Raw genomic sequence first — 11,023 nt, forward strand, 5'->3', positions numbered from 1 at the left:
GCAGGGGCCGGTCGGGCACGGCCGGGGGGTCAGCCCGCGGCCTTCACGCCCTCCTCCACGAATCGGGTCCAGGCCTCGTCCCACTTGACCGAGCCCTGGTCGGCGCCCACGAGGACCTCCTCGACGGCGGCCTTCACCTGGGCGTGCTTCTCACCGAAGAACACCGGGGCCAGCTTCGCGACCGAGGCGGCGAAGATCGGGCCGCTCGGGGCGTCGTTGAAGTAGGCGTTCTTCGCCTCGGCGACGGTCGGGTCCTGCTGCGCCGGGATGGCGCTCGGGAAGTTGCCGCCCTCCTTGAACGCCGCGACCTGGCCGTCCTTCCCGGTCAGGAAGTTGAGGACGTCGGCGGCCTCCTTCGGGTGCTTGCTCTGCGACGGGACCATCAGCCACGAGCCGCCCCAGTTGCCGGAGCCGCCGGGCACCGCCGCGACGTCCCACTTCTTCGCGTTGGACTCGCCGGAGGTGCCGGAGATCACGCCGAGCATCCACGAGGGGCAGCCCATGGTGGCGAAGCCACCCTTCTGCATCGCGGTGTTCCACTCCTCGCTCCAGGAGCGGAGCTTGGCGGTCAGGCCGGCGGAGCTGAGCGACTGCACGTAGTCGAACGCGGCCTTGACGCCCGGGTTCTTGTCGACCACGAGGGCCTGGTTCTTGTCGAAGTAGTAGAGGCCGCCGTTCTTGCCGGCCTCCTGGGCGAGCACCGAGTTGTACACGGTGTTGGCGCCGTCGACGAAGCCCGCGTCGGGGACCTTCGCCTTGAACTTCTTGCCGACCTCGAGGTAGTCGTTCCACGTCGGCCAGAGCTTGGAGACCTCGTCGCGGTTGGTCGGCAGGCCGGCCTTCTCGAACAGGTCGGTGCGGTAGCACATGGCCATGCCGCCGATGTCGGTGCCGAGGGCGAACAGCTTGCCCTCGGTGTTGACGCCCACGTCGTACTTGAACGCGGGGTAGTCGGCCTTGCGGCTGTCGAGGCCGTACTGGCCGAGGTCGGCGAAGTACTGCGGGCGGGCGGCCATGAGGCCCATCGCGCCCTCGTCCATGGCGATGATGTCGCCGGCGCCGCTGCCGGCCTCCAGCCACTGGAGGACCTGCGGCAGGTAGGTGTCCTCGAACCGGTCCGTCAGGTTGACGTACTTGACCTGAACGTTCGGGTTCGCGGCGTTCCACTGGGCCACGGCGTCGTCGTAGGCGAAGTTCTCGCCGCCGCCGAAGGTGTTCAGTGTGATCTCGATCTTCTCGGCAGGGGCCGCGGAGCCGCCCGCACTTGGTGCCGCTGCGGGTGCCTCGTCGCCGCCGCAGGCAGCGGCCGTCAAGGCCAGCGTCCCTGCGGCCACGGCCGCGAGCACACCGCGGCGCGTGTTGTTCATCATTCCGGACCCCTCTCAGGTGGTTCCCGAATCTGTGACAGAAGGTGGGCTCCCGGCCGATCCCCGACTGCTCAGCAGGTTGGGAGCGCTCCCACGAAGAGTCCACTATGGGCAACGCACCCGTCAATATGCCGAAACCTAACTGTTACTCCTGTAACGGTTAGAGGCGTAGAAATGGACATGAATCGACAAAAAGTACATACCCGCAGTTGGGAGCGCTCCCAGTTCATACAGCACAAAGTGGCCCATCTCACTGTGGAGACGGGCCACTGGTGTGGGAGCGCTCAGACGGTGGTCACGGCCTCGTGAAGGTCGAGGCGGGGGCTGCGGGCGTACCAGGCGTCCGGGCCGGGCCTGCCGATGTTGACCACGGCGAGCACCTCGTGCCGGCCCTCCGGGAAGAACTCCTTCTCCAGGGCGGCCTTGTCGAATCCGGCCATCGGCCCGGCGGCCAGGCCGTGGGCGCGCACGCCCACGATGAAGTAGCCCACCTGCAGGGCGCCGTTGAACCGCGCCGACTCGACCCGCTGGTCACGGTCGGCGAACGCGTCCTTCGCGCCCGGGAAGTGCGGGAACGTCCTCGGCAGGTGCTCGTGGAATTCGACGTCGGCGGCCAGGATCGCGACCAGCGGGGCGGCTGCCGTCTTCGCCTTGTTCCCCGGTGACATGTGGTCGACCAGCCTGGCCCGCGCTTCGGGGGAGCGGACGTAGACGATGCGCAGCGGCTGGGTGTTCATCGCGGTCGGGCCCCACTTGATCAGGTCGTAGATCGCGTGCGCGGTCTCGTCGGAGACGGGCTCGTCGGTGAAGGTGTTGGCCGTCCGTGCGGCGCGGAAGAGCAGGTCCTGGCCCGTGACGTCGAGGGCGCTCTGGGTTGTCATGGCACTCATGTTGCCCAACAACCTTCTGCTCGTGCAATATCTTCCCGTGCAATCAATTTATTCGGCCAGGACTTCCTCGAGCCGGGCCAGTGCCCGCCGCAGCGTCTCCCGCTCGACGGCCGACAACGGGGCCTCGAAGTGGCGGTCGACGACGCGTACGTGCACGTCGACGGCGCGCAGGAAGATCTCCGAAGCCTCGTCGGTGGGCCGGATCAGGGTCACCCGGCGGTCGCCGTCGTGGCGGCCCCGGGTGACCAGCCCCGCCTTCTCCATCCGGTCGAGCAGCCGGGTCATCCCCCCGCTGGTCAGGGTCAGGTCGAGGGCGTTGATCGCGGTGCAGGCGCCGTGGTCGCGGTAGAGCCGCAGGAGCACCTCGAACATCACGTGGCTGATCCCGACCTCCTCCTGCAACGCCCTGTCGATCAGGCGTTCCAGCGCGGTGGCCGACCGGATGAGGTGCCCGAAGCCGGGGCTCAGCCGATCACATGCGGCGCGTTCTGGGGTCGGGGTCCGATCCATTGCACTCCTGACGGGGGGAAATCTGAGCGTTCGCCCAAAATCGTATCGGCGACCCGGCAGCCCGCCCCCGAGCACGCGTGCAGCGCGGCCAGCCGGCCCGACAGACCGGCGACCAGTGCCGGGTCGGCGGTGGCGGCCAGGTTGGTGAGCTGGTGCGGGTCGCTGATCATGTCGTACAGCTGGCGCTCGCCGGTGGCGTACTCGACGTAGGCGTGGGTCTCGGTGCGCAGCGCCCGGTAGGTGGGCGGGCAGCCGGGAGCGTAGTCGGGCTTGTCGAACTCCACCAGCACCGCGTCACGCCACGGCACCCGCCGGCCCTGCAGCAGCGGGACCAGCGACCGGCCCTCGACGAAGCCCGGCACCTGCGCGCCGGCCAGCTCGGCGAAGGTCGGGCCCAGGTCGACCGTCGAGCCGAGCGAGGTGTCGACCCGGCCGGCCTGCACCCCCGGCCCGCGCACGATCATCGGGACCCGGATGTCCTCCTCGTAGGGCGTCGTCTTCCCCGACCGCAGGCGGTGCTGCCCCAGGTGGAAGCCGTTGTCCGAGCCGAAGAAGATGTAGGTGTCGTCGAGCTTCCCGGCCTGCTCCAGCGCCGAGACGACCGTGCCGACCAGGTCGTCGAGGCCCGCCGTGGAGCGCAGCCGGTCGCGGTACATCTGGTCGATGTTGCGCTTGACCCGCTTCGACATGCGCCCGCGCTGCTGCACCCAGAGCGGCTCGGCCGACACGTCCTCCTGGTTGTAGGACGGGGTGCGCGGCGCCTTGACCCCCTCGAAGGCGTCGGCGTGGCGCGGCGCGTGGTTGGCCGGGCGGTGCGGCGCGGTCGGCGACAGGTAGAGGAAGAACGGGTCGCTGCGGCTGACGAACCCGGCGGCCTTCTGGGCCAGCACGTCGGTCAGATAGTCCTCCGGCTGCTCGCCGCGCTCGACGATGATGCCGTCGTCGTTGAGGGCGTAGCCGTACTCGCGGTAGAGGTTGGTGACCGGGACCGCCCATTCGTCCCAGCCCGGCGGGATGTAGGTGCGCGGCACCTCGGGGCTCGGATACTGGTTCAGGTACTTGCCGAACAGGGCCGTGCGGTAGCCCGCGGCCTTCATCCAGGTGCCGATCGTGCTCTCCTCCAGCGGCTTGAACCGGGGGAAGCCGCCGCTGGGGAAGCGGTTGCTGGTCACGCCGTGGCTGTGGATGTACTGCCCGCGCAGGATCGACGAGCGCGACGGGCAGCACCACGGGTTCGTCACGTAGAAGTGGGAGAACGTGGTCCCGCTTGCCGCCAGCCGGGAGATGTTGGGGAACCGGTGGAGGTCGGCCGTGTCGAGGTCGTCGGCGAGGATGAAGACGACGTTCGGAGGAGCCTTCACGGACGCCTTCGCGGGCGCCTTCGGGTTCGACTTCGCCGTGGCCGGCGTGATGGTCAGCGGCGCCGCCAAGAGGGCCAAGGCGAGGCCGAAGGTGAGACTCCTCTTCAACATGAGGCAGATCATTGCCACTGTTACACCTGCGAAAACGTACATTTAGCAGCGGATCGTACACGTTACGTAGTTGATTCTCCCAACCGGTTGCACCGTTCTAACGCCTCCGGGACAGTGACTCGTATGAGATCCGGGGGTTCACGTATTCGGCTGTTCACCCGTCGTTCCCTGTCCTGTTGCGATCGGCGGCTACCGTGAGCCCGTCGTGAACGGGTCCATGGAGAGTTCTGCGAGTAATGGCGGTTCGTCCGTCGCGTGGGTCGAGTCCCCGCTTCAGCTGCTCTGCGTCATCGAGGCGCAGCACGCGGGTCTGCTCGGCGACGACGCCGTCGTCGTGCCGCGTTCGGGCCTGCCCGCGCTTCGGCTGACCCGCAACGAGATCTCCCGGCTCGCGCTGCCCGACGGGCTGAGCTTCGCCGAGCCGTCGGCGAAGATGCCCAAGCCCGGCCGGTCGTGGGCGGTCGGCGACGCCTTCTCCGGCCGCGTCCAGCTGAGCCTCCTGACCTCTCCGGTACGCCGGCTGCTGCTCGTCGACGACGGGCTGGCCACCATCCGGCTCCTCGAACTGCTCGCCGAGCGCCGCCCGCTGCTGCGCGCCCGCGCCGTGCCGGGCGCCGCGCGCACCGCCATGGGGACGGTCGCCGGGGTGCGGCTGCGCCGCCTGGCCCGCCGGGGCCGCCTCACCGTCTTCACCGCGCTGCCGGTGCCCGACGACGTCGCCGACGCCGTCCGCGCCCTGGGCGCCGCCGTCGTCAAGCACGACTTCCCGTGGCTGCGCAGCCAGCCCGGGAGGCGTCCGCCGGCCGAGAAGACGGTCGTGCTGGGCACCTCGCTGGTGCGCAACGGGCTCATCCACCGCGAGGCCTACGTGAAGTGGCTGACCGGGCTCGACGAGCCGGTCGCCTACTACCCGCACCGCCGCGAAGACCCCAAAGACCTCGACCGGGTCCGCCGCATCGACGGCGTCACGGTCTACGAGAGCGGCGCCCCCGCCGAGATGACGCTGCGCGACCTGCGGCCCGGTCAGCGGGTGCTGAGTCTGCCGTCGACGGCGGTCACTTCTCTCCGTATCCTGCTGCGGGCACGCGGCGTCTCGGTGGAGACGGTCGACGTGCCGGACGAATGGTGGACCGCCTCGGCGGGTCCGTCGCTCCGCTCCCACCTCCAGCTTTTCGCACACGAAAGAGTCGCTCCTTGATCCGCGTTTTCGCCGTGGCCGATTCCGACTCCTACCTGAAATGGGCCGCGGGGCTCGTCGCAGGGGCGCCCGGCGACTGGAAGCTCGAACTCGCCGTGGTGCGCACCCCCATCGCGCCCTCGGAGTCGCAGATCGCCGCCGCCGTGAGCGGCACCCGCTTCCACGACGTGCCGACGCTGGGCGCGCGGGCGCTGCGCAAGGCCGCCGAGCGGTTCCGGCCCGACGTGATCCTGGTGTCGTGCACCGGCCCGGTCGTCGACGCGCTGGTCAGCGAGATCCTGGCCGGGCTGAAGCCGCGTCCCGTGTTCGTCACCGGCCTGCCGGGCATCTCGGTCCCGGCGACCGAGAAGGCCTGGATCTACCGCAGCGGCTGCGACCTGTTCATCCTCCACTCCGGCCGCGAGGTGCGGGAGTTCGGCGAGATCGCCCAGCGGCTCGGCGGCGGCGGCCAGGTGGCGCTGGCGCGGCTGCCCTACCTCGACCTGACCGGCCACCCCTCGGCCGGCGAGACCCGCGACCGGGTCGTGTTCGCCACCCAGGCCAAGGTGCCGGTGAGGCGCGACGACCGCGAGAGCGTGCTGCTGGCGCTGAAGGCGCTCGCCGAGGCCCGGCCCGACCTGCGGGTGGTCGTCAAGCTGCGGGCCCGCGACGACGAACGCCAGACCCACAACGAGAAGCACCACTACGAGCGGCTCTGGAACACCATGGCCGCCGAAGGCCGGGTCCCGGCCGGCCTGCTGTCGTTCGAGGCCGGGCCGATGCACGAGCACCTGGCCCGCGCCCACGGGTTCGTCACGGTCTCCTCGACGGCGGCGCTGGAGGCCATCGCCCAGGGCGTGCCGCTGCTCGTGCTGTCCGACTTCGGGGTCAGCGCCGAGATGATCAACCTGGTGTTCGAGGGCTCCGGCTCGCTCGGCACGCTCGACGACCTCGCCAAGGCCGACTTCCGCACCCCGACCCCCGAGTGGTGCGCGGCCAACTACTTCCACGAGGCCGCCCACAACGACTGGGCCCTGCGCACCCTCGCGCTCGTCGAGGCCGCCCGCGCGGGCACCCTGACGCCGTCGTCGTCGCTGCTCGACGGCCCCCAGCACGCCGCCGCCCGCCGCCGCGCCCGGCTGCGCATCGAGGTGCCGCCCAAGGTGCTCCGCTACGGCTACCGCGCCAAGAAGAAGATCCGCAAGCTGCTCAAGTAACGAGCCCCCGTCACGGCGCGTGCGCATCCGTTGACGGGGATTTGTTCCGGATGACATCGATCGGCAACGGCCCGCTCATGCACTGAGGGGCATGAGAGTCGACGGTTCGGCCCACCCCGTGGTCGTGATCGGCGGCGGCCAGGCCGGGTTGTCGATGAGCCACTGTCTGACCCGCCTGGGCGTCGGCCACGTCGTGCTGGAGCGTGGCCGGGTCGGTGAGTCGTGGCGCTCCCGGCGCTGGGACTCCTTCTGCCTGGTCACCCCGAACTGGCAGTGCGACCTGCCCGGATACCCCTACGCGGGCGGCGATCCCGACGGCTTCATGGTCAGGGAGGAGATCGTCGCCTACCTGGAGGGGTACGCCGCCTCGTTCGCGCCGCCCGTCGCCGAACGCGTGACGGCCACCCGGCTGACCGCCGTCGAGGGCGGGTTCGCCGTCGCCACCGACCGGGGCGTCGTCACCGCCGGGCAGGTGGTGGTCGCGACCGGGCCCTACCAGACGCCGGTGGTGCCCCGTCTGGCCGAGCGGCTCACCGTGCCGTCGCTGCACTCCGACGCCTACCGCGCCCCGGCCGATCTGCCCGACGGGCCGGTGCTCGTCGTCGGGAGCGGGCAGTCGGGCTGCCAGATCGCCGAAGACCTGTTCCTGGCGGGGCGGACCGTCCACCTCGCCGTCGGGACCGCGCCCCGGGTCGCCCGCCGCTACCGGGGGCGCGACGTGGTCGAGTGGCTCGACCTGATGGGCCACTACGACCGGCCGATCACCGAGTTCGACGACCCGGACGCGGTGCGGGCCCGCGCCAACCACTACGTGACCGGACGCGACGGCGGACGGGACATCGACCTGCGGGCCTTCGCCCTTCAGGGGATGCGCTTACACGGGCGGCTCACCGGGATCACCGGGGGCGTTCTCGAGTTCGCCGACGACCTGGCGGCCAACCTCGACCACGCCGACGCGGTGTCGGAGGGCGTGAAGGACTCCGTGGACGCGTACATCGCCTCGAACGGGATCCCGGCCCCCGTCGAGGAGCGCTACGTCCCGGTCTGGCGGCCGCCGGCGGGTACCTCGACGGTCCGCGCCGAGGAGATCGCCTCGGTCGTCTGGTGTACGGGCTTCCGCCGCGACCACTCGTGGATCAGGGTCCCCGTGTTCGACGGGACCGGCTACCCCGCCCACACGCGCGGGGTGACGCGCTGGCCCGGTCTCTACTTCCTCGGCCTGCCCTGGCAGCACACGTGGGGCTCCGGCCGCATCGTGGGGGTCGGCCGCGACGCCGAGCACCTCGCCGGGCACATCTCCGCCCACCTCGCCGGGCGGGCTCCTTCGGCCTCCGGTTACCACGTCCACCCCGAGTTATTGGGGACGTGATGATCCGAGACGCCCATCGCCACCTGGGGATCCTGCCCGCCCACCCCTTCTACGGCGGGCCGCCGGTCCGGCCCGACGTCGGCGCCCGCGCCACCATCGCCGAGCTCCTGCGCGACCTCGACCGCGAGGGCACCGAGCGGGCGCTGGTGATCCCCAACTACGGCGTGCCCGACCCGGCCGTCGCCTTCTCCTTCAACGACCTCTGCGTCGAGGCCGCCGTCCGCGACGACCGCATCCGGGCCGGGCTGTGGGTCTCGCCGCTGCCCGCCGACGAGGCGCGCACGCTGGCCGCGCTCGCCCTCGCCAGCGAACCCGGAGTCCGGGCGCTGAAACTGAGCTTCCTGCTCGGCGGACGCCCCGCAGACCCCTCCTGCCGGGCGCTGCTCGACCGCATCTTCACCGTCGCCCGCGACGGGGATCTGGTCGTGCACGTCCACACCTCGCCCGGGGCCGCCTCCGACGTCGACGAGATCGCCCACCTGGTCGAGCGGTACGGCGACGCCGTCGCCATCCACCTCGTCCACTTCGGCGGCGGCGCGTCGGGCCACATCAAGCTCGCCGGGTCGCGGTTCTTCGACTGGATCGCGGCCGGCAAGCGCGTCTACACCGACCTCTCCTGGGCCATCGGGTTCGCCCCGCGCTGGCTGGCCCAGGAGATCGACCGGCGCGGCCTCGGCCACGACCGGCTGCTGTTCGCCAGCGACGAACCCTGGGGCGACCACCCCGGGGAGCACGCCCGGCTCAGCGCCGCCGTGGGGGACGGCGAGCTGGCCCGGCTGGTCTTCCACGACACCTTCGAAAAACTTTATGGATAGCTGCCCTCAAGACAGGAGCCCGGAAATGACCGAACTGACCGAGCTGGAGCAGGCCAGCCTCACCGAGATCCCCCACCCGTCGCTGCCCGACGGGTCGAGCCTCTACGGCGAGACGAAGGTCTTCCCCGACTACAAGGCCGAGGACGGCGAGACGTACTTCACGCTGGTGCACGGCATCGCGCACGAGTCGTCGGTCAGCTTCGTGGCGATCCTCCAGGCGACCCGGGCGCTCCGGAAGGGCTTCGAGTCGGCCATCTACTTCTACGGGCCAGGATCTTTGAACTGCCTGGCCACCCGCGGCTTCCCCACGACCGGCAACTCGGCGTTCCCCGGCGAGCACAACATCAACAACTCGCTGAAGACGTTCATCGCCGAGGGCGGCAAGGTGTTCTGCTGCCGGTTCGGGCTGTCACTGCACGGCGCGCGCGAGGAGGACCTCATCGAGGGGGTCATCCCGACGCACCCGCTCGACGTGCAGGACGCGCTGATCCATTACTCCCGCAAGGGCGCCGTCATCAACTCGACGTACATGTTCTGATGGCCGACCGCGTCTCGACCCGCGTCGACGTGGCCATCCGGGGGGTCCGGCTCGACGCGCCCGTACGGCGGACCGGAGGCGCCGGTCCGTCGGACGACGGGCACCTGCTCGTCGACGGCGCCAACGCGGCGCTGCCCCTCGACCCCGCCAGCCCCTACGTCGTCCGCGACGGGCGGCTCTACCTCGGCGGCACCGACATGGGCGTGGCCGTCCGGGCCGTCCGCCGGCCCCGGTTCTACGACCTGACCACGGCCGACGGGGTGCCCTACGAGAAGATCGCCAAGCTCCACGGGGCCGACGTGCTGGCCACGACCGTGGTGCAGACCTGCGTGCGGTACGCCGAGGAGGAGCGCTGCCGGTTCTGCGCCGTGGAGGAGTCCCTGGCCTCCGGCGCGACCGTGGCGGCCAAGACGCCCGCGCAACTCGCCGAGGTGGCCGCCGCGGCGGTCCGGCTCGACGGAGTGCGGCAGATGGTCATGACGACCGGGACCACGTCGGGCCCCGACCGGGGGGCGAAGGTGCTGGCGCGGTCGGTCCGGGCCGTCCTCGCGGCGGTGCCGGAGCTGCCGGTCCAGGTGCAGTGCGAGCCGCCCGCCGACCTGGCCTGGATCGCGGAGCTGAAGCGGGCCGGGGCGCACGCGATCGGGATCCACGTCGAGTCGCTCGACGACGCGGTCCGGCGGCGGTGGACGCCCGGCAAGGCCCGCACGCCGCTCGCCGACTACTGGGCCGCCTGGGACGAGGCGGTCCGTGTCTTCGGCCGCAACCGGGTCTCCACCTACCTGCTGATCGGGCTGGGGGAGTCGGCGGACGAACTCGTCGCGGGCGCCTCCGAGCTGATCGCGCGCGGCGTCTACCCCTTCGTGGTGCCCTACCGGCCGCTCGCCGGGACGCTGGGGCGGCGCGACGGCGTACCGGCGCCGTCGGGAGAGCTGGTCGGGGACGTGACCGAACGCGTGGCCGCGATGCTGCGCGGCGCCGGGATGACCGGCGCCGAGCAGGGCGCCGGATGCGCGGCCTGCGGCGCGTGCAGCGCCCTGGCGACGGCGGGCGGGTGACCGGCGTGACCGGCGTGGCATCGGTCTGCGACGTCCTGCTCACCGGCTCGCCCGGGCCCGCCGCCGCGCGCCCGCTCGACGTGCCCGCGCTGCTCGGGGCCGGGCTGATCGGGCGCGAACCCGCCCGGTTCGTCGTCGAGGCGACCGCCGACCGCGGCTGCCTGTACGCCTACCGGCTGCTCCGCCGGCGGGTCTTCGTCGAGGAACAGGGCCTGTTCGAGGACGACGACCTGGACCACCGCGACGAGGATCCGCGCACCGTCGTCCTGGTGGCCCGCGACGCCGCCGGGGTCGTTTTGGGCGGGGTGCGGCTCGGGCCGGAGGACGACGGGCCCGACATCGGCTGGTGGCGCGGCTCGCGGCTGGTCGTCGACCCGGCGCTGCGCGGGGCTCCCGGGGTGGGGCCCGCGCTGGTCCGGGCGGCGTGCGCGTTCGCCGAAGAGGCCGGCGTGCTGCGCTTCGAGGCCGACGTGCAGGAGCGGGCCGTCCCGCTGTTCACCCGGCTCGGGTGGCGGCCGGTCCGGGCCCTGCGCGTGGCCGGGCGGCCCCACCACACGATGCGGTGGCCCATCGGGCGGCTGGCCCGCGCCGCCGCCGGGAAGGCCGCGCT

11 protein-coding genes are annotated in these 11,023 nt (G+C 71.6%); 7 read left to right on the forward strand and 4 right to left on the reverse strand.

Annotated features, from left to right (window positions below; genetic code table 11):
* Positions 1-29: 29 nt before the first annotated feature.
* The 4 genes from FDA94_RS34125 to FDA94_RS34140 all read right to left on the reverse strand — a co-directional run bounded on the left by FDA94_RS34125 (position 30) and on the right by FDA94_RS34140 (position 4,239).
* Positions 30-1,370 (reverse strand): ABC transporter substrate-binding protein, encoded by a 1,341-nt coding sequence (locus FDA94_RS34125; RefSeq protein WP_137251187.1) that lies wholly within the window; start codon positions 1,368-1,370, stop codon positions 30-32.
* Between the two features lie 281 nt (positions 1,371-1,651).
* Complete coding sequence (locus FDA94_RS34130; RefSeq protein ID WP_137251188.1) at positions 1,652-2,248, reverse strand: malonic semialdehyde reductase; 597 nt, start codon at positions 2,246-2,248, stop codon at positions 1,652-1,654.
* Positions 2,249-2,305: 57 nt separating this feature from the next.
* A complete protein-coding gene (locus tag FDA94_RS34135) occupies positions 2,306-2,767 on the reverse strand; it encodes a MarR family winged helix-turn-helix transcriptional regulator (protein ID WP_137251189.1) in 462 nt (153 codons plus the stop codon).
* Positions 2,722-4,239 carry a sulfatase family protein gene (locus tag FDA94_RS34140; RefSeq protein ID WP_137251190.1) on the reverse strand — a complete coding sequence of 506 codons (1,518 nt, stop codon included), beginning with the start codon at positions 4,237-4,239 and terminating at the stop codon, positions 2,722-2,724. Before FDA94_RS34140 ends, FDA94_RS34135 begins: the two co-directional genes overlap by 46 nt.
* A 217-nt stretch (positions 4,240-4,456) precedes the next feature.
* Between FDA94_RS34140 and FDA94_RS34145 the strand changes: the two genes are divergently transcribed.
* The 7 genes from FDA94_RS34145 to FDA94_RS34175 all read left to right on the forward strand — a co-directional run.
* Positions 4,457-5,437 carry a hypothetical protein gene (locus tag FDA94_RS34145; protein ID WP_137251191.1) on the forward strand — a complete coding sequence of 327 codons (981 nt, stop codon included), beginning with the start codon at positions 4,457-4,459 and terminating at the stop codon, positions 5,435-5,437.
* Positions 5,434-6,633, forward strand: a complete 1,200-nt coding sequence (locus tag FDA94_RS34150; protein ID WP_246060304.1) for a DUF6716 putative glycosyltransferase — start codon at positions 5,434-5,436, stop codon at positions 6,631-6,633. The genes FDA94_RS34145 and FDA94_RS34150 overlap by 4 nt, the downstream gene beginning before the upstream one ends.
* Positions 6,634-6,724: 91 nt before the next feature.
* On the forward strand, positions 6,725-8,002 hold the full coding sequence (locus FDA94_RS34155) for an MSMEG_0569 family flavin-dependent oxidoreductase (protein WP_137251192.1): 1,278 nt from the start codon (positions 6,725-6,727) through the stop codon (positions 8,000-8,002).
* Positions 8,002-8,817 carry an amidohydrolase family protein gene (locus tag FDA94_RS34160; protein ID WP_170991247.1) on the forward strand — a complete coding sequence of 272 codons (816 nt, stop codon included), beginning with the start codon at positions 8,002-8,004 and terminating at the stop codon, positions 8,815-8,817. The genes FDA94_RS34155 and FDA94_RS34160 overlap by 1 nt, the downstream gene beginning before the upstream one ends.
* 25 nt (positions 8,818-8,842) lie before the next feature.
* Entirely contained in the window at positions 8,843-9,355 is a 513-nt protein-coding gene (locus FDA94_RS34165; RefSeq protein ID WP_062433344.1) for an MSMEG_0572/Sll0783 family nitrogen starvation response protein, read from the forward strand.
* Positions 9,355-10,413: an MSMEG_0568 family radical SAM protein gene (locus FDA94_RS34170; protein ID WP_137251194.1), complete on the forward strand. Its 1,059-nt coding sequence runs from the start codon at positions 9,355-9,357 to the stop codon at positions 10,411-10,413. Before FDA94_RS34165 ends, FDA94_RS34170 begins: the two co-directional genes overlap by 1 nt.
* Positions 10,414-10,418: 5 nt before the next feature.
* Positions 10,419-11,023: MSMEG_0567/Sll0786 family nitrogen starvation N-acetyltransferase (locus FDA94_RS34175; RefSeq protein ID WP_212735635.1), on the forward strand; the 605-nt coding region annotated here is incomplete at its 3' end.

The organism is Herbidospora galbida (assembly GCF_005233835.1).
Lineage (GTDB): Bacteria > Actinomycetota > Actinomycetes > Streptosporangiales > Streptosporangiaceae > Herbidospora > Herbidospora galbida.